Below are 24,682 nucleotides of genomic sequence, written 5' to 3'. Positions count from 1 at the left end.
GTTCATGATGCTCGTGGCATCACTGGTCTGGGTGATCCGCCGCCATCATGTGAGCGCGCTGGCTGCCCGCGCGGCAGCACCCATCGGCATTGTCATGACCTTGATCGCCCTGGTGACCGGCGCAATTTGGGGGCAGCCAATGTGGGGAACCTGGTGGGCCTGGGATCCGCGCCTCACCTCGTTCCTGGTACTTTTCCTGTTCTATTTGGGCTATGTCGCCCTCTGGGAAGCGATCGACAACCCGGATACCGCGGCGGATCTGACATCGGTGCTCTGCCTGGTGGGCTCGGTCTTTGCTGTGCTCAGCCGATATGCGGTGAATTTCTGGAATCAGGGGCTGCATCAGGGGGCTTCGTTGTCGCTGGATGAAAAAGAGAATGTGCATGATGCCTTCTCCACCCCTCTCTATGTGTGCATGGCGGGTTTCATTCTGCTGTTTATTGCCCTGGTGTTCTACCGCACAGGGACTGAAATCCGGGCACGTCGGATCAAGGCGCTGATGGCGCGCGAACGTTTGGAGGCGTAAGGAATGCTGCCTGATCTTGGAAAATACAGTGAAACGGTGTTCTCGGCCTATGCCTCTTCGATTGCTCTGCTGATTGCATTGGTCCTTTTTACCCTCTGGCGGGGGCGGCGGGTGCGCCGTGAGATGGAACAACTCGAAGAAAGGATGCGCCGTGATGGCTAGGTTCTCTCCTCTGATGGCAATTCCTGTAGCGGTGTTTGCCAGCTTTGTCGGATTGGCGGTTGTCGGCATGTACCGTGAAGATCCCGAAAGCTTGCCATCTGCGCGCCTGGGGCAGCCGGCCCCGCCTGTTGTCCTGACGGAGTTCCCCGGCAAGACAGGGTTTGATGATGCCACTCTACGCGATGGCGAAGTTAAGCTGGTGAACTATTGGGCCAGCTGGTGTGCGCCCTGCCGCGTTGAACATCCCAGCCTTGATGCCCTCTCCAAGGAAGGCATCAAGATCTACGGGGTCAACTATAAGGATCAACTGGGGAATGCCGAAGCTTTTCTAGATGAACTCGGTGATCCCTATGCCGGGTTGGGCCGCGATGAGAAAGGGCGCATGGCGCTTGATTGGGGTGTTTACGGCGTGCCTGAAACCTATGTGATCGACGGTGAAGGCAAGATCATCCTGCGCTTTGCTGGCCCCATTACCCAGCGCGTGGCAGAGACCACCCTGAGGGATGCCATCGAAAAGGCACGTGGTAACTGAAAACGCAGGGTAGTTTCGCTCTGCTTGCAGGGCCGCGTGGGCAATCCCGATGCAGGATCAGTTGAAAATCGACAGATCCAGATCAAGACCGGTCCCGAGCCAGATTGCGTGATCCCTGTGATCCGCTAGCGCCTCTCCGGTTTCGGGATGGGCAAAGATGATCAATCCTGCCCGGTTCAAGGCCAGCCAGGGCAGAAGCTGGGAAAATTGCGCTGGACTGCAAGTAAGCTGACAAGAGCCCATGGGATGGGGACCAATCGGGCCTTTGTGCATAGTGCCCATTTTTACCCCAAATTCCTGCTGGGCGGTCTCACAGAGATGGCGGGCCTGCTCCAGGCTCTGGCCATCAAAATAGACATGGGCATGATAGCCCAGGATGCTGCTGCTCTGTTTCATGTGACAATATTTGGGCAGCTCTGACCTCTGTATCAATTCTGCATGTTTTCACAGCCTTGGTGCGTAAAAACACCAGAGTCAAAAGGGATTTTTTTCGTAAAGCTATCGTTTCCTCTGCGTTAAACAGACCGCAAGGGTTTTGCGTCAGAAGTAGTCGAAATTTGACAAAAGCTGTTGAAACCGCTGCAATTTGTGAAGGGCGCTTTGTGATGAAAACTCTTTCGGTGACGAAACTGCTGTTCTGTGCATCCTTGTTTGTAGTGCAGGCGTCACTTGCTGCGGCCACCTCCACCAGTTGTCGTTTGCAAAACGACGTTACAGTGCTGGTTGCGGATATGCATAGTTTTCTGACCTACCTTGAAACAGGTGAGGGGGCGGAGGCGATTTGGCTCACCAAACGTCATGCACAGGACGCGGCAGGTTTGCAAAACCGTCTCAAACAGGCGGGCCACGACCGATTGGCCATGCGTACCGGTGCCCTGGCTAAACAGCAGAAAAAGCTCTTGTTCAGTCATGAACAGTCGGGCCGACGGACAACAGCGATGTCTGCCAGGGAAATGAATATCACACCTCTGTTGCAGGTGATGGAGAAGGAAAACGCTGTTCTACCCTGTGCCGCGCCCATGCAGCACGAGGGGGCTGGAGCGGCAAACTTTGGGTCAGGGGCCGCGCAGCTTTTAGAAAGCGGTGTTTTGCATCTCTTTGGTGCAGCGATACTGATTGGGGGAGTTGTTTTGGCTGCCTTTGGCTGGTGGAACCAAATCTCGCAACGCCGTACGCGACGCTATGGCTGTATGTTGCCTTGTACGGTGACCGACGCCAACAGTCTCTATCCGGCGATGATCGTGAATGTCAGCCGTTCTGGTGCGAAACTGCAGATCGCGCGTGGACTGGATAGCGGGCATAGGGTTGAATTAAATTTCCTGGGCGAACGGGCTCCTGCACGAGTGGTGCGCTGCAGTAAGGATCATATGATGTTGGACTTTGACGAGATGATGAACACCGAATTGTTAGATCGGGCGCTGTTCAATCTGAAGCAAGGGCCGCAGGAGGAATTTTCCCTGGAGAGCTGATTGCACAATGATCAGGATCTGGGCGTGCGGACTGGCTGAGGCTTGGTAGACAGGACAAAAAGAAATCGGGCGCTCAGGGGCGCCCGATCCTGTTGCAGGAGATTGAAGAATAGAAGCGTCAGGATTTTGCCAAGTTGCGGAGTACATAGTGCAGCACGCCGCCATGTTCGATGTATTCGATTTCAGGTGCGGTATCGATACGGCACTTCAGTGTGATTTCCTTCATCGAACCGTCCGCCATTGTGATCTGACAAGGTACCTCCTGTAGTGGTTGAATGGTGTCTAGACCGCTGATCGAGACAGTCTCTTCGCCGGTCAGTCCCAGTGATTTGCGGCTGTCATTGCCAGTGAACTCAAAGGGGATCACCCCCATACCAACTAGGTTGGAGCGGTGGATACGCTCAAAGCTCTCGGCGATCACGGCTTTGACGCCCAGCAGGGCTGTGCCTTTGGCTGCCCAGTCCCGCGAAGAGCCTGCGCCATACTGCTCGCCACCAAAGACCACCAGCGGGGTGCCATTGGCCTGATGTGCCATCGAGGCCTCGTAGATTGAGGTTTGTTCGCCATCGGGTCCTTTGGTGTAGCCGCCTTCGACCTGGCTACCATCAGCCTTGGTCAGCATCTCGTTCTTGATGCGGATATTGGCAAAAGTACCGCGCATCATGATTTCGTGATTGCCGCGGCGGGAGCCATAGGAGTTGAACTCACGCGGCTGCACCTGGCGCTCCAGCAGGTACTGGCCGGCAGGCGTGGTGGTGGCAAAGGAACCTGCGGGCGAGATGTGGTCGGTGGTGACCATGTCTCCCAGCACCGCCAGAACCTTAGCGCCTTCGATGTTCGAGATGGTGCCAGGCTCGGACCCCATACCTTGGAAGTAGGGCGGGTTCTGGATGTAGGTCGAGGCAGCGGGCCAATCATAGGTTTCCGCGTCGGTGGTCTCCACCGCCTGCCACTTCTCGTCGCCTTTGAAGACATCGGCGTATTTCGACTGGAAGGCTTCGCGGGTGACGGTCTGTTCGACCAACTCGGCTATTTCCTGGGTCGAGGGCCAGATGTCTTTCAGGTAGACGTCATTGCCGTCCTTGTCCTGTGCAATCGGGTCGGAAGCCAGGTTGATGTCCATGGTGCCCGCCAGCGCATAGGCCACAACCAGCGGCGGTGAGGCCAGGTAATTGGCGCGCACGTCCGGGCTGATGCGGCCCTCGAAATTGCGGTTGCCCGACAGCACCGAAGTCGCCACCAGATCACCCTCGGCAATCGCTTCGGAAATCTCCTGCTGGATCGGGCCGGAGTTACCGATGCAGGTGGTGCAACCATAACCCACCAGATTAAAGCCGACCTTGTCCAAATCCTCCTGCAGATCTGCGGCCTCCAGATAGGCTGAGACAACTTGGCTTCCCGGTGCCAGCGAGGTCTTGACCCAGGGCTTGCGGTCGAGGCCCAGAGCAGCCGCTTTACGTGCAACCAGGCCGGCGCCGATCATCACATAGGGGTTCGATGTATTGGTGCAGGAGGTGATGGACGCAATAACCACCTTACCGCTCTCCATGGTGTAGTCTTCGCCTTTGACGGCGGTTTCCTTGCCCATGGGACGCTTGAAGGTCTCTTCCATTTCCTTGGCAAAGGCCGACTTGGCGTCGGTCAGCGCAACATAGTCCTGCGGACGCTTCGGGCCGGAAATTGCAGGGACGATGCTGCCCATATCCAGTGTCAACGTATCGGTGTAGATGGGGTTGTAGTCTTCACCACGCCAGAAACCGTTCTCTTTGGCATAGGCTTCGACCAGGGCGATGCGGTCCTCGTCACGGCCGGTGTTGCGCAGGTAGCGCAGGGTCTCGCCGTCGATCGGGAAGAAACCGCAGGTGGCGCCATACTCAGGCGCCATGTTGGCGATGGTCGCGCGGTCTGCCAACGGCAGACGGTCCAGGCCCTCGCCAAAGAACTCGACGAATTTGCCAACCACGCCCTTGGCGCGCAGCATTTCCACGACCTTTAGCACCAGGTCGGTGCCTGTGGTGCCTTCGACCATTTGGCCGGTCAGCTCAAAGCCGATGACTTCGGGGATCAGCATGGAAATCGGCTGGCCCAGCATCGCAGCCTCAGCCTCAATGCCGCCAACGCCCCAGCCCAGAACCGCAACGCCGTTGACCATGGTGGTGTGGCTGTCGGTGCCCACGAGTGTGTCGGGGTAGGCCACTTCCTCGCCGTTCTGGTCCATGTCGGTCCAGACGGTTTGCGCCAGATACTCCAGGTTTACCTGGTGGCAGATACCGGTTCCGGGCGGCACAACGCGGAAATTGTTGAAGGCGCTCTGTCCCCATTTCAGGAACTGATACCGCTCCATGTTGCGCTCATATTCGCGGTCGACGTTCATCTGAAACGCGCGGGGATTGCCGAATTCATCAATCATGACCGAGTGATCGATGACCAGATCTACCGGTACCAGCGGGTTGATCTTGGCGGCTGAACCCTTAAGGCTGACAATGCCGTCGCGCATGGCCGCCAAGTCAACAACAGCGGGAACTCCGGTGAAATCCTGCATCAGGACGCGGGCCGGACGATATGCGATCTCTCGCGGGTTCATGCCGCCATTGGCGCCCCATTCGGCAAAGGCCTTGATGTCGTCGGTCGAAACAGAGAAGCCGCCGTCCTCAAACCGCAGCATATTTTCCAGCACGACCTTCAGCGCGGCAGGCAGCTTGGAGAAATCTCCAAGGCCAGCCTCGGTGGCAGCGGGAATGGAGTAATAGGAAAATGACTTGCCGTTGGCGCTTAGTTTGCGGCGAGCACCTGCATTGTCTTGACCGACAGAAATGGGCATTTTGGCCTCCCTTTGAGGTGTGAATAGGGATTTCGCTAAGGGTTTTCTGCATCAGGTCACCGTCTGGTTCAATAGGGGATGCGCGAAGGATTGTGCGCAGCGATATCGGGGCAGTGTGGGGATCTACTCTCTTCTCTCTCAAGAATGATTGATTGGCCTTCGTCCAATGGGCGCTTTAGACCAAAAGAGATAGCAATCAGGATGCATGACCCATGAAGTTACTTGCCTCTCTCGCGACCGCCCTTGGGCTGACCTTGCCACAGATCGGCATGGCGGAGCAGCGTGCGGGATTTGGCCAGGAACCAGTGGTTGTGGAGCTGTTCACTTCGCAGGGATGTTCCTCTTGTCCGCCTGCTGACGCGCTTCTTTTGAAACTGGCAGAGCGTTCTGATGTGCTGCCCTTGGCGCTGCATGTGGATTATTGGGACTATATCGGTTGGAAAGATATCTTTGCCAGCCCCGCTCATACACGTCGCCAGAAGGGTTATGCCCATTTGGCGGGGCGGAGGATGATCTATACCCCGCAGATGATCATCATGGGGCAACAGGATATTTTGGGGGCGGATGAAACAGCCGTTGAGGAAGCTATCGCCAGCTATCAGACGGAACAGCGCCAGGTTCTGTTGCTGCATAGCCAAAGTGGGAAAACGGTGCAGCTGTCGCTTGCAGCCCAGGGCAATCTAGACAAGGAGCTTCCAATTTTTGTTCAACTGGTGCGTTTTAGTGAACGCCATTTTGTTGAAATCGCACGCGGTGAACTTGCCGGGCATCGGCTGAGCTATGCCAATGTTGTTGAAGAGCTAAAACAGGTGGGGCAGTGGGATGGTCAGGGCGAAGCGCACATAAGCTTTGAACTCACCGGCGATTTGCCAGCGGCCATTCTTGTCCAAGAAGGCTCTTACGGAAGGATACTTGCAGCCGCACGCCTGCAGTAGGCAACAGCTGTAGCCGCTGCAAACTGATTTGTCCCTCAGGGTTCGACTGGCCCAGAGGTGGTGTCTGATTTTGGTGCAGGGACATAGGGTTTCCAGCGGCGATGAATCCAGAACCATTGCCCCATGTTCTTGCGCACGACACCTTCAAGATCATCGCAAATTGCCTTGGTCATTGTCAGGGCGTCGCTGTGTTCAATCTCCGGATTGAGTAGAATATCAAAATCCAGGCCATTTTCCCTGCGAATACCGTAGATCGGGATCAAGGCGGCATTGTATTTCAGGGCGAGCTCTGCCGGGACGGTCGAGGTCACGGCGGGTTTGCCAAAAAACTCGACCAGTTCACCGCCATGAACATGAAGATCCGCAACAATGGCGATAATGCCCTTTTGCTTGAGGTGGCGCACCATTTCCATCATGCCACGTTTGCCCTGTTCAAACATCGGCTTGCCGATGCCTTCGATCGTGCGCACGTAGTGTTCATTGAAATAGGGGTTCGCCATCCGTCGGTATAGCGATCCCATGGAAAAACCACGGGCAATCAACCCAGACCGGGCCGCATCGTAATTGCCGAAATGACCTGTCACCAGGATAACGGGGCGGTTTTCGTCGCGGGCCTTTTGAAGGGCTTCGAAGCCAGGTCCAGAAATCGGTGCAGCAGTTGCACGTTCTAAAAATGGCTTGCCTGCATAAAGCTCGGCGATGACACGGCCGGCATTGTTGCTGACCTCTCGGCAAAGATGCGCGACTTCTGCTTCGGTCAGTTCAGGGCAGGTTAGCGCAAGATTGGCACGGACGCGCTTATCCATGCCTGCTATCGGCCCCAGCAGGCTTGTCAGCTTTCCCAGTGCAGGGACGCGCCAGCCATAGGGCAGTAGCCCAACAAGTCCGATCACGCCGCGAAGCGCTAGATTGCCAGTAAAATAGGAGATCCGCTGTTTTAGCGAGAGCGCGGAGGGGGCTTGGGGCATAGAAGGGGGGCCTGCCTAGTTCAACTGCTTGAAGAGAGGGATCATAATGCTGGCACCAAGGCGTGGCAACCGGTTGCACCAAAGAGCAGTCTCAGAAAGGCGGGCCAAAAGAAAAACTGGCAGCGGGCGAGAAGGGAATCTGGCGGCGAAGAGGGCAAAGGACGTATAGATTGACGGGGGTAACTGATTACCCCTGTTTTAGTCACGGTTGTGAGTTTCCGGCAGTCCGGAACGGGTTACTCTTCTGCTTCCTCATCGGATTTCAGTTCAATATCGCCCATATTGGCAAGATCCCGCATGGCAGAGATGACCTGCCCAAAGGCGGCCTCACCATCCTTGCGTTTGACTGAACCCAGTTCCTTAGCTTCTTCGCGAATGTTCTCCGCCATGCGTTTGGACATGTTTTCCAGCAGGAAGTCATTGGTCGCGACGTCTTCTTCGTCAGTGGCAAATGCAATCGACGTCACAATATCCGGCATGGAGACAACGCGCATCAGTTTTGGCACATCGGCCTTATCCATCCGTTTTGCGATCAGAGCATAGGTATAGATGGATTTGCGTACATCCGTTGCGAATTCTTCATCTTCTTCTTCAAGGGCTGTCAGAACCTCATCGCGTTTTGCCGCCGCCGCTTCGGTGAGGATAGCACCAACGCGTTGGCCAGGAGTGCTGGCGAAGGCAACTTCCGGACGGGAGGCGACCTGCGCTGCTAGTGAAAGCCCAATTCTATCAACCGTGTCAGGGGTCACGTTGCTGGTATGGCTCACAGCATAGGTGATCTGCCGCGCTACGGGGCCCGGCAAATGTGCCAACATTTCTGCAGCTTTGGCTGTATCCAGCTTGGACAGGAGGACAGCTGCCACTTCGATGCTCTCCGCTTCGCAGAGCTTTGCCAGCTCTATCGGTTTCAGGCTCTTGAGATGTTCCCAAGGATCGCCAAACTGGCGCACGCCGGCTTCTTTGCGCAGCCGGGTTGCGGTCTGGCGGCTGATGCGCCCATCCATTGCGGTCAGAGCGCCGGCAAGACCATTGGGAAAGGTCAGGCCCACATTGTCCAGAAGTTCAGCGAATTCACTGGCCACCGCATAAAGCGTATCGCGATCGACAAGACGCATCTTGCCCATCTGCTGGGTCAATTCCATCTGCAATTGGTCGGGAAGCTCTTCAATAGGGATATCAGCGCCTTCATTGAGCAGCAGTCTGACAACAATAGCGGCCTTGGCCTTACCGCTCAGGGAACTGGCGGCAGAAGATCCGCCTGCCATTGGAAGATCTCCCCCCATAGGCATAGTGGCAGGCGCGGCGAAATCGCCCATCCCACCGTCTGCTGCCATTGGAAGCGCCAACATATCGTCATTCAGCATTCTAGCACCCTAGCCAAAAAGATTCTTTTTCGGACAAGAGCAATCTAGACCTTCAGCCGTAAAGAAATGCTGAAGCTCAGTAGCTGTATGTCACACCGGTTTCGAGGGCTTTGCGCAGGGAGGCCTCTGCCCAGGAACCAGTCCCGCCGCGGGCGCGAATTTCTTTCCATTGTGCCAGTGCGAGACCATATTGCCCTTTTTCGACAAAGCCTTGCCCCATATAGGATCGCGCAAGAAAATTGTTGGGATCAGACGCAATGGCGCGCTGATAATAACGCGTCGCCAAAGCATGATTGCCTAGTTTGCGATTGGTGAAACCCCAATAGGTCAAGGCCATCGGGCTGTCCTGCTCTGACAGGGCGGCAAGGACTGCCTGGGCGTCTTCCTGGCGGTCCGCATAGGCCAACTCTCGAGCAGCTTGCAAAAGCTCTTGCTGATTCAGAGAGGATTGTTTCGGACGAACACAGCGTTTCTTGGTCTCATCCCAGACCCGTTTGCCTTTGCAGGTTTTTGTGGTCTCGGTGGGCTTGGGAGGGGACCAGCTGTCGCCACCTGCGGCAAAGGCACCAAGTGGTGTGATCATGGGAAGGCTGAGTGCTGCTGCCAGAACTATCTTGCGCATTTTGTGGTCTCCAAATTTCTCTGGTTGTGAACAGGATACCAAGAGAACCCGCGAGCGGAGGAAAATATTCGATCACAAAGTTGTTTTTCCGGGGCTCTAAGCCGGCAGATGGAAAAGCCGCTGGTTGGGAGAGTGTTAAGGTCGGCGGTCAAATCTTTGAAGACTAATGAAAATCGCCCCGACCGAGTGGTCGGGGCGTTGATGTTTCAATCCGGGGCAGCGTGGTCCCGCCGAGGGCGCTTATTCGCCAAAGACACGTTTGAAAATCGTGCCAACGTGTTTGGTGTGGTAGTCCATATTGAACTTTTCGTTGATGCCGTCTTCGCCCAGGGCTTTAACAACTTCTTCGTCCGCCAAGAGAAGCTCGCGGAAATCCAGGCGCTCTTCCCAGACTTTCAGCGCGTTGCGCTGCACCATGGAATAGGCGTCCTCACGGCTGACACCGGCCTGTGTGAGGGCCAGCAGCACCCGCTGGCTCATCACCAGGCCGGGGAATTTGTTCATGTTGTCCAGCATGTTCTGCGGGAAGACCAGCATCTTGTCGATCACACCGGTGAGGCGGGCAATGGCAAAATCCAGGGTGACACAGGCGTCGGGACCGATGGCGCGCTCAACGGAAGAGTGTGAAATGTCGCGCTCATGCCAGAGGGCAACGTTTTCCATCGCCGGGATCACAGACATGCGTACTAGGCGCGCCAGACCGGTGAGGTTTTCGGTCAAAACCGGGTTCTTCTTATGCGGCATCGCCGAAGAGCCTTTTTGGCCCATCGAGAAGAACTCCGCTCCTTCCAGCACCTCGGTGCGCTGCATGTGGCGGATCTCGATGGCGACGTTTTCGATCGAGGAGGCGATGACGCCGAGGGTGGCAAAGAACATCGCGTGACGGTCGCGCGGGATCACCTGGGTGGAGATCGGCTCCGGGCTCAGGCCCAGTTTTTCGCAGACATGCTCTTCGACGGCAGGGTCGATATTGGCAAAGGTGCCAACCGCACCGGAGATGGCGCCGGTGGCGATTTCCTCACGGGCCAGTTTCAGGCGGGCCAGGTTGCGATCCATTTCCGCGTAGAAACGGGCAAAGGTCAGGCCCATCGTAGTGGGCTCGGCGTGGATGCCGTGGCTGCGGCCGACACGAACGGTGTCCTTATGCTCCAGCGCGCGTTTTTTCAGCGCCGCCAGCAGGCCCTCCATATCCTTGATCAGGATATCAGCAGAACGCACCAGCTGTACGTTGAGGCAGGTGTCCAGCACATCGGAAGAGGTCATGCCCTGGTGGACAAAGCGGGCCTCTTCGCTGCCGACATGTTCCGCCAGATGGGTCAGGAAGGCGATGACGTCATGTTTGGTGACCGCTTCGATCTCGTCGATGCGAGCGACATCAAATTCAACATCCTTGGCTTTCCAGACAGCCTCTGCGTTTTCGCGCGGGATCACCCCCAGATTGGCCATCGCATCACAGGCATGTGCCTCGATCTCGTACCAGATGCGGAATTTGGTTTCTGGCGACCAGATAGCTACCATTTCAGGGCGGGAATAACGGGGGATCATGAGCGAAGTCACCTTCATGTGATTGTGCAGCAGATGCCCGGCGTCATAAGGGAGGAGAGGCCAAGGGGCAAGTCCGGGAGGGAAACAATGAAATATGTCGCAGCGCTTGCCGCCCTGTTTTTGGGTGCGGTGCCCGTCCAGGCGCAGGATTGGGTGAAACTGGATGGCGTTGAGATAGCGCAAGGCCTGACGGGACAGGAATTGCTCTATGAAAACGGGGACCGTCAACAATTCCTGAAATCGGGAGAGACGCCTTACTTTGCCAGCCGTCCGAGCACAGGCTACTGGGGCGTACGCGGGGATCAGTATTGTTCCGTTTGGCCCCCTTCAGATCTCTGGAGTTGCTATGATTTGGAACGCTCGGGGCCACGTTTTCGTTTTACCGGCAAACATGGGGACCAAACCGTCGGGGTATTGGTCGAATAGGATCGTGATCGTGAAAATGAAAACCACCATCAGTGCAGGACTGATGGTGGAGCGCCTTTGGCGAGGCTCCTGTGTTGTTTGGTATTTGTAGCCGGTTCTTGGCAGCCCTGGAATAGGACGGCCCTGACTGACAGTAGGGCTTAACCTTGTTGCATGCGGTGCAACATATCGGTGTTGCGGCAATAGTCTGGGGTGGTAGCCAGTTGATCTGATTGGGCCTGCAGCTTTGCACAGCCATCTTGGTTGCTGCATTTGCTGCAGTTAAGAACCGCGCGCATGAATTTTCGACCCTCGGTTTCCGGGTCACGGGCGACAACTTCGCCATAATCTATGCCCAGCCGGTCTGCCATGCCTTCGACCAGATCCGTGCTTTGCCCGAGTTTAGAAAACAATCCCATTGCGCGCCTCCTGAGTGGGAGACCTGCCAAAGGGCAGATCTCTTTGCCTCCTGTGACGCTGGCGTAGATGCGAAGTCATGACCTTGATATGTATCAAGAGCGTCTTTTGGATTGGTTTGACTTAGGGGCAGCAAGCATTCCCCACGCGGCGAAGGCGGGGAAATGTCTTGTGAAAAAGGTCCTGCTCCAAGGGGCAGCGCGGGTTTCATCCTGCAGAAGAAACCCATAGCCCAAGCATAACTCAGATCGAAGAGACGGAGTCTGTAAGCGTTGTTGTCACCTTAGAGCTATGCTCAAGCGTTTTATGCACCGGGCATTTGTCGGCAATTTCCAATAGTTTAGCGCGTTGACTTTCGTCCAGATCCCCACAGATGGTGATGAGACGGGTGAATTGGTCGATCTTTGCAGGGCCAGAAGGTAGGGCATCCTGTGCGTGCACCTTATCATGGCTTACATCAACGCTGATGCTATCAAGCGCCCATCCCTTGCGGCGTGCATACATGCGGATCGTCATAGAGGTACAGGCCCCAAGTCCCGCCGCAACGAAGCCATAGGGGGTCATGCCCTTGTTGGTGCCCCCATAGGCCAAAGGCTCATCCGCAAAGGCATGGTGGTAGGGACCACTTTGAACGTCCTGCAAGAAACCACTGGGATCCGCTTCGCTCACACGCAGAATCCCTTCTGGCGCACCCGGAGGCGGGGCAGGAGGGGTTAGCTTCACATAGCGCCCGGCCCAAGCGGCGATAACTTCGGCCGCATATTCAGCATCTTCCGAATTGCTGATCAGGTGATCTGCTCCATCCAGCGTGACAAAGCTTTTGGGGTGTTTTGCCGCCTGAAAGATCTCAGCTGCGTTATCGATGCTGACCGTGGCGTCACGGGGGGCATGCATCACCAGAAGAGCAGCCTGCAGGTCATTGATCGCAGGGGACAGAGCCTCTGCCTGGATGTCTTCGACAAATTCCTTGCCAATCACAAAGGGACGCCCGCCCAGCGACACTTCGGCCCGGCCTTTTGCCTGTATTTCTGGCAGGGCAGCGTCAAAGTGATGGGAGACATGACCAGGGTCAAAAGGTGCGCCGAGGGTCACGACCCCTTTGATACTAGGAATGCCAGCCCGAGCTCGCAAAACAGCAGCTCCTCCTAGAGAGTGGCCAATCAGCAAAGCAGGTGGCAGATTACGGTCGGCAAGGTAATGAGAGGCAGCGATCAGATCGGCGACATTGGAACTAAAGGTGGTATTGGCAAATTCACCTTCAGAATGCCCCAGCCCTGTGAAATCAAATCGCAAAACTGCGATACCCATGGCCGCTAACCTGCCCGCAATTCTGCGCGCTGCCGGAATATCTTTTGAGCAGGTAAAACAATGGGCAAACAGTGCCGTGGCCAGGATGGGGCCCTGTGGCAAATCTAGTCTTGCAGCGAGGGTCTCACCGGAATGACCTGGAAAGGTGATGCGTTCTGTTGGCATGGGACAGCCTTTTTGTCTGGGTTGACCTAAACTGCGATGCCAGACCGCGCCGGGCAAGGTACCTGCAAGAAACGTCACGCGAAGGTGAAAACATGCGACAAGCAGAGATCTTTTGTTCTTTCTGTCTTCCGTGCGGGCTTCAGCAGGTTTTTGCCCCTGTGGGAGGGGGCTAGTGCACTCTGTTTGCACCTGTCTTCAGAAGGGCATAGCCTCTGCGCCATGAAACCTATCCTTGCCTCTGTTTTGCTCCTGCTCCCCAACCCTCTTCAGGCGCACCCCCATGTCTTTGTCGATACCGGGTTTGAAGTGCTGTTCGACGCTGACAATCGGTTGGATGCCATCAAAGTCACTTGGTCCTATGACGAGTTCTATTCGCTTCTGGTCACAGAAGACCTGGGATTGGACCGTGACGGGGACGGGAAACTCACGCAAGCTGAGCATTTTCTTCTGACCGGGTTCGACACCAATTGGGATGAGGGTTTCAACGGCGATCTGGAAGTGCGTGCGGGAGAGGAGATTCTGCCGCTTTCCGGGCCACTAGAGGCTGCAACGGAATTCGCGGAGGGGCGTATCGTCAGCACCCATATGCGCAAGGTGGTAGCACGCCCTCCGGTAAATTCCGGGCCCTTCTCGATCAAGGCCTTTGATCCGTCCTATTACACCGCCTATGAAATCAAGCTTCCGGTTCGGATTTCCGGTCCCTTGGATGGGCGCTGTATGCTGGAACGGCTGGATCCCGACATAGAAGGGGCTTTAGCCCAGATGCAGGCGCAGCTTTTGCGGCTGGATGCCAATGCGGATCTGGAAGAGAATGACATCCCGCTCCTGGGGGCGGAGTTTGCTACGGAAATTCTGATCACATGTCCAAGCTCCTAATCCTGGTTTTCGCCCTCTTCGCTGCGCTAGTAGCTTGGATCTGGGGTGCCGGCCTGTTCGACCCTGTGGCGGACTGGGCTGCGGGTCAGCAATATGTCTTTCAAAACCGAATAGCGCGAGGTCTGCGCGCCTTACGGGCCGGTGAGACGGGCGCGCTACTTGCCCTCATGTCGCTGTGTTTTGCCTATGGGTTCTTTCATGCGGTGGGGCCGGGACATGGGAAGATCCTGTTGGGCGGCTATGGATTGGGACGCAAGGTGCCCCTCGTAAGGTTGGGACTGATCGGCCTGTTCTCCAGCCTAGGTCAGGGGGCAATGGCCATCCTCTTGGTCTATTCGGCGGTTTGGATCTTTAACCTCACACGGCAAGGGATGGTGGACCTCGCTGAGGAGGCCATGGCCCCGGTCAGCTATGCCGCCATTGTACTGATTGGAGCCTGGCTGATGCTGCGCGGGCTGCGCCGGTTCTGGGCACTGGGCGCTACGACGGCAGGAGCAGAGGAAGCTGGGACCAAGCGGGATCACCCCTGTTCGCATGGTTCGGAACAGGAGCATTTGCACGGCCACAGCCATGACCACAATCATAGACATTCACACGGAACGGAACCGGCAGATGGGAAGGCGCTGGCCCATTCCGCAGAGGAGGTCTGTTCCAGCTGTGGTCATCGTCACGGCCCCAGCCTGGCAGAGGCCGAGGCCGCGACCAGCTTGCGGGAAGCCCTGGTTTTGATTGCGGGGATCGCGATACGCCCCTGTACCGGCGCTCTTTTTGTGTTGGTGATCACCTGGCAAATGGGGATTGCTCTGGCCGGTGTCATGGGTGTCATCGCCATGGCGCTGGGCACCGCTTCTGTCACGATCACCGTGGCACTTGCGGCCTCTGGCCTGCGCGGTGGGCTTTTGCTCTCACTTGCGGGAAGTGATCGTGGCCAACGCCTTATGCCGGTGTTGGAAGTGACAGCGGGTCTCTTGGTTGTTTTGATGGCGTCAGGGCTGCTGTTGACGAGCCTGCGCTAGAATCTGCGATCAGGTTGAGATCTGCCGCCGACTGCCATCCCCCAGGATCACCAGATCCATTGGCAAATCCCAGGGCATCGGGAAGATCGTCTTAATTGGGGTGAAGTCCTGGCCGATACCAATCACCAGTGGTTTGTGCTGTATGGCCGCCAGAGTGCGGTCATAATAGCCGCCGCCATTGCCCAGCCGGTAGCCTTCCTCGTCAATGCCAACTACCGGGGAGATCACCACATTGGGCACTACTACTTCTTCTGCTGCCGGAACGGGGATATTCCAAAACCCGCGTTTCATCGGCGCACCTGGGGCCCAGCGGTGAAACGCCAGGGGGGTGCCCGGTTCTAACACAGCAGGGAGGGCCAATGTCGCGCCAGCCGCATGGGCTTCAGCCATCCAGGGGCGCAGGTCCAATTCACTGCGGATGGGCCAGTAGCAGGCAATCACATGTTCCGGCCCCGGTTTGATCTCTTGGTGTAGCGCACTGGCGATCTTGGCGGCTTGTGCTTGTCGTTCTGCCTGGGGCAGGGCCTGGCGTAGGGTCAGCAAGCGCGTGCGCTCCGCCTTGCGGAACCGCGCTACGTCCCGGCGGGTTTCGGTATCAACGGGCTGCCCCGCCACCAGATCCGCCGCAAAACAAGGTGAGCATCCACCGCGAGGGTCTTCAGTCATGTGGGGGCCCTTTGATCCAGTCCATCCAAACTCTAGCTACTGGCAATAGGGTAGGCTAGGCACCGTGCCCTTGACCCGGATCAATCCCGTCAAGGGAAGGCGTTCAAAATCACCTCAAGAATAGACCGTTTTAGAAGTGATTGAGCTGGTTGTTGCTTTTGCCCTTGCTTCTGGGGGCGACCTTAGCCCTCTCCCATCAGGGCCTTGTCAAAGGGATAGGTGGTGAGGTTCTCATAGCCGTCTTCGGTGATCAGCACCTGATCCTCCAGCTTGATGGAGAAATCGCCCCCCACCTCGCCAACGCAGGCCTCAACACAGAGGACCATGCCCGGCTCCAGCGGATAGTCATAGGCGCCCTCAACCGCTTTGTCAGGATAGGCAACCAGGGGCCATTCATCACAAAGGCCCACCCCGTGCATCAGGCAGCCGTATTTCTGCGCCTGGAACTTGTCGTCCAGCACATGGGTATTGGCGGTGAGTTCCGGGATGGTGACGCCGGGTTTCAGCATCTCCATATTCTGCATGATGTGCTCATGGGCATGGCGCATGGCATAGATCATATCCTCGCGCGGTTTCTGATCTCCGATCCACCAGCTGCGCGAGATGTCGATGCAGATCCCGTAAGAGCCGATGAGGTCGGTGTCAAAGGAGATGATCTCATTCTGTTGCGTAATCCGTGGCCCGCATTCCTGGAACCAGGGGTTGGTGCGCTGGCCCGAAGCAAGCAGCCGGGTTTCGATCCATTCGCCGCCACGTCGGATGTTTTCCGCATGTAGCACCGCCCAGATATCATCCTCACTGGTTTTGCCGTCGCCGACATTGGCGCGGGCAAAATCCTCCATCGCTTGCACCGCGCTTTCACAGGCGTGATGGGCGCAGCGCATGGCGCGGATCTCATCCTCGCCTTTGATGGCGCGGGTCTTTTCGGTCAGCTCCTCGCCTTCCATGATCTCAAATCCCTGGGCCTCGAGCGCGCGCAACCCGTGCAACATGATCTTGTCGACGCCCAAACGCTTGTTGCCGCCGGAATGCTCCTCAATCAGGATCCGCACCTCATTGGAGAAGACATCGGCCGCCACATCCACCTTGTCGCCACGATCAAAGTAGAAAAGATCGGCGCCGGAGCGCTGCTCCCGTACCAAAGGGTTGAAGGTCGATAGGAATGGTGAGTTCTTATAGTCCCAGATCACCATATAGCCATCGGCGCAGACCAGCACTGCGCGGAAGGGGTTATGGGTATTCCAAAGCTGCATATTGGTGCTGTCAGTGGCGTAGCGGATGTTCAGCGGATCAAAGAGCAGCACACCGCCATAGCCGCGATCGTTGATCGCCTGCACCAAACGCTTCCAGCGGAATTCGCGCATCCGGGTCAGGTCCGGCAAGATCAGCCCGGCCGCTTCCCATTCCTGAAAGGCCAGCTGGGTGGGGCCGATTTCGATCCGATCATTCTCATTTGGGGTGCCATCGCCCAGGGTTACCCCTTTGCTGGGGTCAATCTTACGGCGGTCGCGGTAATGCTCGGTCATGTCCTGGCCTCCTCAAACTCTTCTGAACAGTTCTGTACAGTCTGCGTGGCCAGTCAAGCTCTGTCCGCTCCGATTGCGACGGGGGGGGAGGTCGTTTTCGCGCGATTTTGCCCTGTAGCTTTGTTATTCAAGTGAAGAAAAAGAAGCGGTAGGCCAGTGATGATTCTGCAGAAGTCGATCCCTCACAATCCCTTAAAACCAGCCAAACTGCCCGGGATCCAGCCTTTGGATCCGGCGCTTTGGTTGCAGCCGGATGACGCCTTTGCCGGGCAGATGAGGCGCCGTGAGGAGTTGCTGGCGGAGCGTCGGGACAAGGTACTGGAGATGGACGGTTCGGCCTTCGAGGCGGCACAGGAACTGCTGGAGACTGTCCTTGCGCAGCTCTATCCAGATGCCACAGAGGTGGTTCTGCGCCCTGATGGGCAAGAGGTCAAGATCAACTGGCAGGATCCTCTGGGGACGCTTGGCAGGATCACCCAACAAGATTTCTGCATTCTGCAGCGGCCCGAGGGCAGTGACGAACATGTCTTGACCGGTGCGATCCTGTGTTTCCCCGCCAGCTGGACCTTGGCAGAGAAGTTCATGCGCCCACTGATCGGTATTCACGACACCGTAGACAGTTATGATGAGGGGATCGCCAAGCGGGTTCAGCGGCTCTTTGACGGGGTGCAAACGGGTCGCCCGCTCTGGCGTTTCAACGCGCTTTGGTACCACGACCCGGAGCTGCACGCGCCACGTCGTATGTCTGATCCGCGCGACAAGAGCCACGGCAGTGCTGCGCAATACATGCGAAGCGAGCAACAGGTTCTGTTACGACTGCCAAAGAGCAGGGCGGTGATCTTCTCGATACATAGCTATGTCTTGCACCGGGATGATGTCTTTGCCCAATGGGGCGAAGAGGCCTAGCTTTTGTTGCACAGCCTAGCTGCCCGAGGAGCAAAGGCGCAGACCGCTCGTGAGCGGCCTGCAGGGGTAGCGTTTGGCTCTATGGTAGGAAGGCCCTGGCCGCAGCCTGTACCATTCCTGACCCATGCAGAAACAGGATCACAACCGCAGTAACCAATGCCCGCAGGCTCATCACCAGATCAGCACCGCGCAAGGCATTTGTCATCGCGGACCAAAGGGAATGAATGCGGTTCTGGCCGATCATGGCCTGGCGCAGATTTTGTTGCTGTTTCTGATAAGAGTGCAACTCAATCGGTTTGGGTTTTAAGGGCCCCGGAGAAGAGGCCAAGCTAACTGGGGTCTTGCTGATCCGATCACAGGTCTTTTCGAGATGCGGAAGCGTTTCATCCGCTGAGCCAAAGAAAGCCTTGCCGCGTGCCTGTTCGGTTTCTGCTTGTGAATGGGCTTGTTCTGCCCGTTTCAAACGTTGCCAAGAAGGCGGCTGATCCAGCGTTTCGCTATGGCCAAGTGCTCGGGCCGCAGGCAGCGGGGCTGCTGAAGAAAACGGCTTGCTTTGCGCAGTTGCGCGACGTGGGCGGCTTATGGGTGCTGCTGCAGTATTATCGGAGCGTGGATTGACCAAATCCGGTTCGCTCCTCAACATGTCTGTGCTTGCGTCATGGGGCTCAGACGCCAGCGCTGCTTCTTCCTCCTGTGGCATCTGGGGCTTAAAAGCGGCGAGGAAGTCTTTTGCGGAGATGGGCGTTTCAACACCTTTCCAGAACACGCAAAGAGGCTCTAGCTCTTCGGTCATGCGTTGAAGCGCGCAGGCTAGCAAAAGCTCTGTGATTTCCTGGTCGCATCGCTCTGGAAAGTGAGGTGTGAACAGGACTTCAATCAGCCCGGCCGTTGTTTTGAACCCACGAGTCGCCCTTACGCCGAGGCGCAGGGGAACTGACCGCCAGCGCAGTGATACGCTGTAGTGGTCGCAATCCAACTGGATGCGATGTGACCCACGCGCATTGATCTGTTCTGCAGGATGGCCGAATTCTTCCAGCGTATCCAACATCGCATTCATGGCGCGGGACAGTTTTTCCTGGCTGCGGCCTTCAAACCCCAGCTTACCTTTGTATTGCTCAAACTGTGCCACCTTCAGGGTCCTCCGTTCCGGTTGCATCTGAGACAACAATAAAAAGGGAAATGGAGGAAAGTTTGGCGGTTCAGAACAATTCATGAAGAATTGTTTAGAGAATCCCGCCAGAATGAGATGCAGCTAAGGGTGCGTAAAAACAAAGGTTTATGTCGAAATATCTCCTTGGGGGAGAGTGGATTGGGGCCGGAAGAAGGCGGGGGAAGGCCACTTTGGTGCCGCAAGCCTTACAATCATTGCCTAGCTGAACGATTGTTGAGGCAGAGGTGAAGGGGCCAAATCCTATTGATCGATACGGCGTCCCATGATGGCAAGGGACTGCTGGTAAACGGTCGCTGCGTTCCATTCTTTCAACACTCGAAAGTTTGGTTCGCCCTGTTGGTATCCCTTGCCTCGCTTCCACCCCTTCTTTTTGAGGAAGAAAGCGGTTGAGGCGAGGGCATCCTCCAAATTGTAGAAATCCACCCGGCCGTTCCTGTCCCAATCAACGCCAAAACGCAGGGCATTGCCTGGAAGAAACTGAGTATGGCCCAGCTCTCCGTGTTTGGCGCCAAGTGTTGCAGAGGTGATGGCGCCCTGATCAACCAGTTTCAGCGCTCCCAGTGCATGGGGCTCAAAAAAGGCGGAGCGGCGGCAATCATAGGTCAGGGTCACGATGGCAGAGACCACCTGACTGTCTCCCATGAAATTGCCAAAAGCGGTTTCCATCCCGTGGATTGCAATCAGAACCCCGGCTGGGACGCCGTATTTCTTCTCCAACGCGGCAAAGAAGGCCTGATTGCGGGCTCTGCGCTTGCGCCCCTGCGCAATGATCGTCTCACTGCCACGTACTTGCATGAATTTTTCGAGAGAGTAGCGAAAGCTCTTTTGATTTCGGTCGGCCGCAATCGTTCGACTGGCATAGCGTGCGTTGCTCAGGGCTTGTAGCCCCGGTCGTTTAACGCCAGCGCGTTTCGCGGTTTTGGCAAAGCTGGCTTTCCAAGCTTCAAAACCGGCTGCCGTGTTGCCGCAACTGGCTGCAAAGCTCGCGGATGAGAAAAAACTCGCCACAAGAGCGATGGCGGAAATCTGAAGAATTCGCATATCTGAAATGGTCCAAGCTAAGTTAGCGCTTTCAGGCTAGCAGTATCTCCCGCAAATGACAGCGGGAAAAGCCTTGAACCTTTCCCATCTCTCCTGTCTGAGCTTCCTAGCGGAAGGCCTCAGCCGCAGATAGCGCCAGCCCATCTGCAACAGCGGTCATCGCATTGCGCATTTCGAATTCGGCCTCAGGAAACAATGCTCGCAGCTCTCCCTGGATTGCCCCGAGGAGTGAAGATCCGCCGACGAGCACAAGGCGATCGACCTGCGCGGGAGCAGTGTCCGAAAGCTGCAGCGTTTCCTGAGCGTTTTCAGCGATACGCCTTGCCATCTCTGCCAGGCTGTCTTGCAGCTGTAGGGCGGCCAATGGGGCAGAGAGACCACGCTCCAGAATGCGCAGATCAATCGTCGGCTCCCGGTTTTCCAGATCATTGGCGCTGATCTTTCCACGTTCAACCGCAAAGGCCAGATCATGGCCCAGCTCTTCCTCCAGAACCGTAGTGAGACGGGCAAGTTTCTCACTTTCAACAGCCTGCCGTTCCAGTTCCTGCGCTGCACGACGGGTTTCAGCGGTGTAGAGGAAAGGGATCATCTGCCAGGTTGCCAGATCGTTGAAAATTCTGTTTGGCGCAGGAAGGGTGTCCTTGCCAAAGGTATTTCGGATGGCTGAGCCGCGCCCAAGCAGTGGCATCACATGGTCGACGCTGATCTGCCTGTCAAAGTCGGTCCCCCCCAGTCGCAAGCCATGCGAACAGATGATGCGGGTCTCACTTTCGGTATTCTGCTCAAACAGCGTGAAGTCCGAGGTGCCGCCACCGATGTCGACAATCAAACCAAGCCCTGGCTTGGGACGGGCGGAACGCACGGCTGCTTCTGGTTCGTAAAGGAAGCTGACATCCTCAAACCCTGCGGCAAGGTAGCATTCACGCAGGTCCACTTCGGCCTGTGCATCTCGCTGCGGGTCCGAGCTGTGGAAGTGAACGGGCCGACCAGAGAGCGCATGGCTAAAGGTCTGCCCGGTTGCCGCTTCGGCGCGGGTTTTGATGAGGTTCAAAAAGGACGCGATTATCTGAATGAAATCGGTCTTTTGCTTGTAGATGCGACGTTCTTCTCGCAACAGCGGCGTGCCAAGCAGGCTTTTGAGCGCGCGCATGAAGCGGCCTTCTTCCCCGGAGATCAATGCCCGGGTCGCGCTGCGCCCGATGCGCATGTTTGAAGAGGCCTCTTCAAAGAAGACAGCCGTTGGCAGGGTCGTTTCGCCGGGTTCTATTTCCACTAGCCAGGGACGACCGGCAACCGCCAGGCCGGCAGCGGAGTTGGAAGTGCCAAAGTCGATCCCAAGTGTTGTCGGCAGTGAGGCAGGTTTTGTCATGGAAATGGCTCCTCATGGGCAGTGGAACGGGCCTAGGTAAAGAACCCGATGCTTGCCGACAAGGCCTTTTGACCCTGCTAGATCCAGGTGGGAGGATAACCTTACGCTGCGCAACCTCAATCGAGCTGGGCTATGACCTCAATCTCGATCAAAAGGTCATCACAGAAGAGCGATGGAACTGGAATTCCTGTGGTTGCGGGGCTAGGTGCGGTGTAGGAATTTGACCGTACACAGAGGTTCTCATGAAGGGCTTCGGCAGAGGCGTTCCCTTGATAGAAAGTGGTCACCTTAACCGCGTCATCCGGCGTGGCATCAAAACCTGCTAGCAAGTTGGCGATATTATCCATGGCAGTTCGGGTTTGGGTGATCATATTGCCTTTGTGTTTAACCTGAGCCTTTGCATTCAATGCAACCTGCCTGCCGACATGAAACACCTTGCCTGACTTGATCCCCTGCGAATAGGGCAGGGTGACATTCACGCAAGATCCGCGCCCCGTCCGGCGCACGCATTGCCACGCCTTCGATCTCGGTCAACATCCCCGGATATCAGAGTTCAGGCATATTGATCATGCTGATGACTGGACGAACCTCTGGGCCGATAGTCTCGGCCAGTTGGCTCATCAACCGCGCCTCATCCTCTGCTGTTCCCACATAGTAGGCGATCAGGCGCACCAAGTCGGCGAAATCCACCCCCAGATCATCAAAGAGCCGCTCCATATAGCGCATAGAGTTGCGGCATTGGCTTGCCAGATCACCAATGTTGCGGACGTTTCCTTGTGGATCCAGATCCACCTGCTCGCCGGTGAAGACCAGATTTCCTGCGCGCACTGCATGATGGTGGGTGAGTTCCACTATCCAATCCCAATGGCCCTCGGGAAAACTATATTGCCGTTTCATACTCATCCCATCAATTCTGCTGCCCTCAGGATCCTAACCACGATGGGAATTGTTCTGCCAATCCAATGGTGGCCCTTGGCCGCCCCTTGTTCAGCCTTCGGCTTGATCCGAAATCATCTGGTGCTTCGAGGCTAACGAAAGCAGGTTTTCGAAACGGCGATTCTCTTTCAGACGAGGAGCCCTTCTATGGCCTTTATGACGTGAAAGCCCCACTGATCCAAAGTGGGGCTTTCGTTTGCAAGAGGGTGCCGCTGGCATCAAACGGAGTGGGTAAGGCCGCCATCAACACGCAGGTTTTGTCCGGTCATGTACCCAGCACTATCTGACGCAAGATAGGCAATCAGCGAAGCGACCTCTTCGGCTTTGCCGTAGCGCTCCATTGGGATGCGCGCTTTGCGATCTTCGGTCTCTGGCAGACTGTCGATAAACCCGGGCAAGACATTGTTCATCCGAATGTTCTCGGCGGCATATTTATCGGCAAAGAGCTTTGTGAAAGCAGCAAGTGCTGCGCGAAAGACACCAGAAGTCGGAAACAGGGGGTCCGGCTCAAAGGCAGCGAAGGTCGAGATATTGATTATGGTGCCACCGCCCTGGCTTTGCATCAAAGGGGTGACCAGGCGTGTTGGTCGGATTGCATTCATCAGATAGAATTCCATCCCCAGATGCCAATCGTCATCGCTGATATCCAGAACAGGCCCCTTGGGGCCATGGCCTGCTGAGTTTACCAAAACATCGACGCGCCCCCAGCGTTCCTTGGCGCCTGTGACCAGCTCCTGCAAAGCGTCGCTATCCAGATTTGAGCCCGTTACGCCAAAACCGCCCAGCTTGTTTCCCAGGGCCTCGCCTTTGCCGGAGGAGGAGAGAACCCCAACCTTAAAGCCATCTGCAGCCAACTGACGGGCGGCCTGTGCGCCCAGACCGCTTCCGCCCGCCGTTATTAGCGCTACTTTTTCTACTGACATGATATTCTCCTATACATTTTGCCCCATATTATTGGGCTTATGATGAAGGCGCGAAGGAGTTATGTTGGTCTCTGACAATAGGAAAACTGCTGGCTATGACAGATCTTCCCCCATTGAACGGGCTACGTGCCTTTGATGTTTCTGGCCGTCGGTTGAGCTTTCGGGCGGCTGCGGATGAGATGGGCGTGACGCAGGGAGCTGTCGCACAGCAGGTGCGCCAACTTGAATCTCACCTGGGGGTCTTGCTGTTTGACAGATTGCCAAAGGGATTGGCCCTAACCGCTGCAGGTCGTCTCTATCACAATAGAATTTCTGGCGCTTTTGAGGAGCTGCGCGCGGCGACTGCCCAGCTAAAGCCAGAGCCAGGCAAGGTGCTGATCAGTGTAACGCCAAGCTTTGCATCGAAATGGCTGATCCCAAACCTCCCTGGATTTGCCGAAGAGCATCCAGAAATCGATCTTCGCATTCTTGCAACGGAAAAAATATCTAGTTTTCATAGTGATGGCATTGATCTTGCGATCCGGCAAGGGGCGCCCCCATTTGGGGCGACGCTGAATGCGCAACTATTGTTCAAGCAAGAGATCATTGCCGTTGCCGCGCCCGATCTGATTGCTTCAACCCACGCTGCTATCGAGGATCCCGATGCGGATCTAATTGATCTCGCGGGTTTGCCAAAGATCCATGATGCACATGATCTTTGGCCCAGCTTTCTGGCAGAAATTGCTCAGGAAGAGAAAAGCCAGCGCCATCTTCGCCTGAGCCAAACTGCTTTGGCGGTTGATGCTGCCATTTCTGGTCAAGGTGTGGCGCTGGTAAACCGGTTTCTCGCCGCTCGGGATATCGAAGCGGGGAAACTGGTCGAGGTCGGGGCGTATCATTCAGCGGTCGGGCAGGATTTCTATCTTCTATCATTGCGTCGCCCCACAGCTCAGGCACAGGTCGCGGCGGTGATAGCTTGGCTGACAGCACAAGCCACCACCTTGTGAAACGCGGTCAGAGGTGCAGGTTGCCAG

The 24,682-nt window shown here is 56.4% G+C and carries 26 protein-coding genes; 10 read left to right on the top strand and 16 right to left on the bottom strand.

The window, feature by feature from the left end; all coding sequences use genetic code 11:
* From ccmC to RSK20926_RS12875, 3 genes are all read left to right on the top strand, one after another.
* The coding region (gene ccmC / locus RSK20926_RS12885; protein WP_008207298.1) for a heme ABC transporter permease CcmC at window positions 1-526 on the top strand (526 nt) is incomplete at its 5' end.
* 3 nt (window positions 527-529) lie between these two features.
* Window positions 530-688, top strand: a complete 159-nt coding sequence (gene ccmD, locus RSK20926_RS12880; RefSeq protein ID WP_008207297.1) for a heme exporter protein CcmD — start codon at window positions 530-532, stop codon at window positions 686-688.
* On the top strand, window positions 681-1,220 hold the full coding sequence (locus RSK20926_RS12875; RefSeq protein WP_037254994.1) for a DsbE family thiol:disulfide interchange protein: 540 nt from the start codon (window positions 681-683) through the stop codon (window positions 1,218-1,220). The genes ccmD and RSK20926_RS12875 overlap by 8 nt, the downstream gene beginning before the upstream one ends.
* Window positions 1,221-1,277: 57 nt before the next feature.
* On the opposite strand, the gene RSK20926_RS12870 is transcribed toward RSK20926_RS12875, so the two are convergent.
* Window positions 1,278-1,616: a DOPA 4,5-dioxygenase family protein gene (locus tag RSK20926_RS12870; protein WP_008207292.1), complete on the bottom strand. Its 339-nt coding sequence runs from the start codon at window positions 1,614-1,616 to the stop codon at window positions 1,278-1,280.
* Window positions 1,617-1,825: 209 nt separating this feature from the next.
* Here RSK20926_RS12870 and RSK20926_RS12865 point away from each other — a divergent pair, with 209 nt between their 5' ends.
* Window positions 1,826-2,689 carry a PilZ domain-containing protein gene (locus RSK20926_RS12865; RefSeq protein ID WP_157133116.1) on the top strand — a complete coding sequence of 288 codons (864 nt, stop codon included), beginning with the start codon at window positions 1,826-1,828 and terminating at the stop codon, window positions 2,687-2,689.
* 118 nt (window positions 2,690-2,807) lie between these two features.
* Here the strand turns inward: RSK20926_RS12865 and acnA are convergent, their stop codons facing one another.
* Window positions 2,808-5,510, bottom strand: a complete 2,703-nt coding sequence (gene acnA / locus RSK20926_RS12860; RefSeq protein ID WP_008207288.1) for an aconitate hydratase AcnA — start codon at window positions 5,508-5,510, stop codon at window positions 2,808-2,810.
* Window positions 5,511-5,722: 212 nt separating this feature from the next.
* On the opposite strand from acnA, the gene RSK20926_RS12855 reads away from it, so the two are divergent.
* Window positions 5,723-6,445: a DUF1223 domain-containing protein gene (locus RSK20926_RS12855; RefSeq protein WP_008207287.1), complete on the top strand. Its 723-nt coding sequence runs from the start codon at window positions 5,723-5,725 to the stop codon at window positions 6,443-6,445.
* 35 nt (window positions 6,446-6,480) lie between these two features.
* Here RSK20926_RS12855 and RSK20926_RS12850 read toward each other — a convergent pair whose 3' ends face one another.
* From RSK20926_RS12850 to purB, 4 genes are all read right to left on the bottom strand, one after another.
* Window positions 6,481-7,413 carry a lysophospholipid acyltransferase family protein gene (locus tag RSK20926_RS12850; protein WP_008207286.1) on the bottom strand — a complete coding sequence of 311 codons (933 nt, stop codon included), beginning with the start codon at window positions 7,411-7,413 and terminating at the stop codon, window positions 6,481-6,483.
* 236 nt (window positions 7,414-7,649) lie between these two features.
* Complete coding sequence (locus RSK20926_RS12845; RefSeq protein ID WP_008207285.1) at window positions 7,650-8,777, bottom strand: flagellar motor switch protein FliG; 1,128 nt, start codon at window positions 8,775-8,777, stop codon at window positions 7,650-7,652.
* A gap of 76 nt (window positions 8,778-8,853) precedes the next feature.
* Window positions 8,854-9,399 carry a hypothetical protein gene (locus RSK20926_RS12840; RefSeq protein ID WP_008207284.1) on the bottom strand — a complete coding sequence of 182 codons (546 nt, stop codon included), beginning with the start codon at window positions 9,397-9,399 and terminating at the stop codon, window positions 8,854-8,856.
* A gap of 240 nt (window positions 9,400-9,639) precedes the next feature.
* Entirely contained in the window at window positions 9,640-10,944 is a 1,305-nt protein-coding gene (gene purB / locus RSK20926_RS12835) for an adenylosuccinate lyase (RefSeq protein WP_008207283.1), read from the bottom strand.
* A gap of 87 nt (window positions 10,945-11,031) precedes the next feature.
* Here purB and RSK20926_RS12830 point away from each other — a divergent pair, with 87 nt between their 5' ends.
* Entirely contained in the window at window positions 11,032-11,370 is a 339-nt protein-coding gene (locus RSK20926_RS12830; protein WP_008207282.1) for a hypothetical protein, read from the top strand.
* A gap of 140 nt (window positions 11,371-11,510) precedes the next feature.
* Here RSK20926_RS12830 and RSK20926_RS12825 read toward each other — a convergent pair whose 3' ends face one another.
* Window positions 11,511-11,768 carry a DUF6455 family protein gene (locus RSK20926_RS12825; RefSeq protein WP_008207281.1) on the bottom strand — a complete coding sequence of 86 codons (258 nt, stop codon included), beginning with the start codon at window positions 11,766-11,768 and terminating at the stop codon, window positions 11,511-11,513.
* Window positions 11,769-12,009: 241 nt separating this feature from the next.
* Window positions 12,010-13,239 (bottom strand): bifunctional alpha/beta hydrolase/OsmC family protein, encoded by a 1,230-nt coding sequence (locus tag RSK20926_RS12820; protein ID WP_008207280.1) that lies wholly within the window; start codon window positions 13,237-13,239, stop codon window positions 12,010-12,012.
* A gap of 219 nt (window positions 13,240-13,458) precedes the next feature.
* Here RSK20926_RS12820 and RSK20926_RS12815 point away from each other — a divergent pair, with 219 nt between their 5' ends.
* Window positions 13,459-14,115, top strand: coding sequence for a DUF1007 family protein (locus tag RSK20926_RS12815; RefSeq protein WP_037254991.1), 657 nt, complete (start codon window positions 13,459-13,461; stop codon window positions 14,113-14,115).
* The gene (locus RSK20926_RS12810; protein WP_008207278.1) at window positions 14,100-15,131 is read left to right on the top strand and encodes a nickel/cobalt transporter; all 1,032 of its coding nucleotides are present in this window, start codon (window positions 14,100-14,102) and stop codon (window positions 15,129-15,131) included. Before RSK20926_RS12815 ends, RSK20926_RS12810 begins: the two co-directional genes overlap by 16 nt.
* 9 nt (window positions 15,132-15,140) lie before the next feature.
* Here the strand turns inward: RSK20926_RS12810 and RSK20926_RS12805 are convergent, their stop codons facing one another.
* Window positions 15,141-15,797, bottom strand: a complete 657-nt coding sequence (locus RSK20926_RS12805; RefSeq protein ID WP_008207277.1) for a 5-formyltetrahydrofolate cyclo-ligase — start codon at window positions 15,795-15,797, stop codon at window positions 15,141-15,143.
* A 182-nt stretch (window positions 15,798-15,979) separates the two neighbouring features.
* On the bottom strand, window positions 15,980-17,323 hold the full coding sequence (dddP, locus tag RSK20926_RS12800; RefSeq protein WP_008207275.1) for a dimethylsulfonioproprionate lyase DddP: 1,344 nt from the start codon (window positions 17,321-17,323) through the stop codon (window positions 15,980-15,982).
* A 159-nt stretch (window positions 17,324-17,482) separates the two neighbouring features.
* On the opposite strand from dddP, the gene RSK20926_RS12795 reads away from it, so the two are divergent.
* Window positions 17,483-18,229, top strand: coding sequence for a heme-dependent oxidative N-demethylase family protein (locus RSK20926_RS12795; RefSeq protein WP_037254988.1), 747 nt, complete (start codon window positions 17,483-17,485; stop codon window positions 18,227-18,229).
* A 79-nt stretch (window positions 18,230-18,308) separates the two neighbouring features.
* On the opposite strand, the gene RSK20926_RS22130 is transcribed toward RSK20926_RS12795, so the two are convergent.
* The 6 genes from RSK20926_RS22130 to RSK20926_RS12765 all read right to left on the bottom strand — a co-directional run bounded on the left by RSK20926_RS22130 (window position 18,309) and on the right by RSK20926_RS12765 (window position 23,669).
* Entirely contained in the window at window positions 18,309-19,358 is a 1,050-nt protein-coding gene (locus RSK20926_RS22130; RefSeq protein ID WP_050773078.1) for a hypothetical protein, read from the bottom strand.
* Between the two features lie 282 nt (window positions 19,359-19,640).
* Window positions 19,641-20,441: a lytic murein transglycosylase gene (locus tag RSK20926_RS12785; RefSeq protein ID WP_008207270.1), complete on the bottom strand. Its 801-nt coding sequence runs from the start codon at window positions 20,439-20,441 to the stop codon at window positions 19,641-19,643.
* A 106-nt stretch (window positions 20,442-20,547) separates the two neighbouring features.
* A complete protein-coding gene (locus RSK20926_RS12780) occupies window positions 20,548-21,810 on the bottom strand; it encodes an Hsp70 family protein (RefSeq protein WP_008207269.1) in 1,263 nt (420 codons plus the stop codon).
* Between the two features lie 116 nt (window positions 21,811-21,926).
* Window positions 21,927-22,289: a RidA family protein gene (locus RSK20926_RS12775; RefSeq protein ID WP_008207268.1), complete on the bottom strand. Its 363-nt coding sequence runs from the start codon at window positions 22,287-22,289 to the stop codon at window positions 21,927-21,929.
* A 67-nt stretch (window positions 22,290-22,356) separates the two neighbouring features.
* The gene (locus RSK20926_RS12770; RefSeq protein WP_037254986.1) at window positions 22,357-22,713 is read right to left on the bottom strand and encodes a RidA family protein; all 357 of its coding nucleotides are present in this window, start codon (window positions 22,711-22,713) and stop codon (window positions 22,357-22,359) included.
* Window positions 22,714-22,964: 251 nt separating this feature from the next.
* Window positions 22,965-23,669: an SDR family oxidoreductase gene (locus RSK20926_RS12765; RefSeq protein ID WP_008207266.1), complete on the bottom strand. Its 705-nt coding sequence runs from the start codon at window positions 23,667-23,669 to the stop codon at window positions 22,965-22,967.
* A gap of 95 nt (window positions 23,670-23,764) precedes the next feature.
* Between RSK20926_RS12765 and RSK20926_RS12760 the strand changes: the two genes are divergently transcribed.
* Entirely contained in the window at window positions 23,765-24,655 is an 891-nt protein-coding gene (locus RSK20926_RS12760; protein ID WP_008207265.1) for a LysR substrate-binding domain-containing protein, read from the top strand.
* Window positions 24,656-24,682: the final 27 nt, after the last annotated feature.

Source organism: Roseobacter sp. SK209-2-6 (assembly GCF_000169455.1).
In the GTDB taxonomy this organism is placed as follows: Bacteria; Pseudomonadota; Alphaproteobacteria; order Rhodobacterales; family Rhodobacteraceae; genus Pseudophaeobacter.
This window is presented reverse-complemented; position numbering and strand designations above follow the sequence as displayed.

Excerpts from the sequence above, each read along its gene's own strand:
- ccmD (WP_008207297.1), top strand. The coding sequence starts at position 530 with ATGCTGCCTGATCTTGGAAAATACAGTGAAACGGTGTTCTCGGCCTAT.
- RSK20926_RS12875 (WP_037254994.1), top strand. The coding sequence starts at position 681 with ATGGCTAGGTTCTCTCCTCTGATGGCAATTCCTGTAGCGGTGTTTGCC.
- RSK20926_RS12870 (WP_008207292.1), bottom strand. The coding sequence starts at position 1,616 with ATGAAACAGAGCAGCAGCATCCTGGGCTATCATGCCCATGTCTATTTT.
- RSK20926_RS12865 (WP_157133116.1), top strand. The coding sequence starts at position 1,826 with ATGAAAACTCTTTCGGTGACGAAACTGCTGTTCTGTGCATCCTTGTTT.
- acnA (WP_008207288.1), bottom strand. The coding sequence starts at position 5,510 with ATGCCCATTTCTGTCGGTCAAGACAATGCAGGTGCTCGCCGCAAACTA.
- RSK20926_RS12855 (WP_008207287.1), top strand. The coding sequence starts at position 5,723 with ATGAAGTTACTTGCCTCTCTCGCGACCGCCCTTGGGCTGACCTTGCCA.
- RSK20926_RS12850 (WP_008207286.1), bottom strand. The coding sequence starts at position 7,413 with ATGCCCCAAGCCCCCTCCGCGCTCTCGCTAAAACAGCGGATCTCCTAT.
- RSK20926_RS12845 (WP_008207285.1), bottom strand. The coding sequence starts at position 8,777 with ATGCTGAATGACGATATGTTGGCGCTTCCAATGGCAGCAGACGGTGGG.
- RSK20926_RS12840 (WP_008207284.1), bottom strand. The coding sequence starts at position 9,399 with ATGCGCAAGATAGTTCTGGCAGCAGCACTCAGCCTTCCCATGATCACA.
- purB (WP_008207283.1), bottom strand. The coding sequence starts at position 10,944 with ATGATCCCCCGTTATTCCCGCCCTGAAATGGTAGCTATCTGGTCGCCA.
- RSK20926_RS12830 (WP_008207282.1), top strand. The coding sequence starts at position 11,032 with ATGAAATATGTCGCAGCGCTTGCCGCCCTGTTTTTGGGTGCGGTGCCC.
- RSK20926_RS12825 (WP_008207281.1), bottom strand. The coding sequence starts at position 11,768 with ATGGGATTGTTTTCTAAACTCGGGCAAAGCACGGATCTGGTCGAAGGC.
- RSK20926_RS12820 (WP_008207280.1), bottom strand. The coding sequence starts at position 13,239 with ATGCCAACAGAACGCATCACCTTTCCAGGTCATTCCGGTGAGACCCTC.
- RSK20926_RS12815 (WP_037254991.1), top strand. The coding sequence starts at position 13,459 with ATGAAACCTATCCTTGCCTCTGTTTTGCTCCTGCTCCCCAACCCTCTT.
- RSK20926_RS12810 (WP_008207278.1), top strand. The coding sequence starts at position 14,100 with ATGTCCAAGCTCCTAATCCTGGTTTTCGCCCTCTTCGCTGCGCTAGTA.
- RSK20926_RS12805 (WP_008207277.1), bottom strand. The coding sequence starts at position 15,797 with ATGACTGAAGACCCTCGCGGTGGATGCTCACCTTGTTTTGCGGCGGAT.
- dddP (WP_008207275.1), bottom strand. The coding sequence starts at position 17,323 with ATGACCGAGCATTACCGCGACCGCCGTAAGATTGACCCCAGCAAAGGG.
- RSK20926_RS12795 (WP_037254988.1), top strand. The coding sequence starts at position 17,483 with ATGATTCTGCAGAAGTCGATCCCTCACAATCCCTTAAAACCAGCCAAA.
- RSK20926_RS12785 (WP_008207270.1), bottom strand. The coding sequence starts at position 20,441 with ATGCGAATTCTTCAGATTTCCGCCATCGCTCTTGTGGCGAGTTTTTTC.
- RSK20926_RS12780 (WP_008207269.1), bottom strand. The coding sequence starts at position 21,810 with ATGACAAAACCTGCCTCACTGCCGACAACACTTGGGATCGACTTTGGC.
- RSK20926_RS12770 (WP_037254986.1), bottom strand. The coding sequence starts at position 22,713 with ATGAGTATGAAACGGCAATATAGTTTTCCCGAGGGCCATTGGGATTGG.
- RSK20926_RS12765 (WP_008207266.1), bottom strand. The coding sequence starts at position 23,669 with ATGTCAGTAGAAAAAGTAGCGCTAATAACGGCGGGCGGAAGCGGTCTG.
- RSK20926_RS12760 (WP_008207265.1), top strand. The coding sequence starts at position 23,765 with ATGACAGATCTTCCCCCATTGAACGGGCTACGTGCCTTTGATGTTTCT.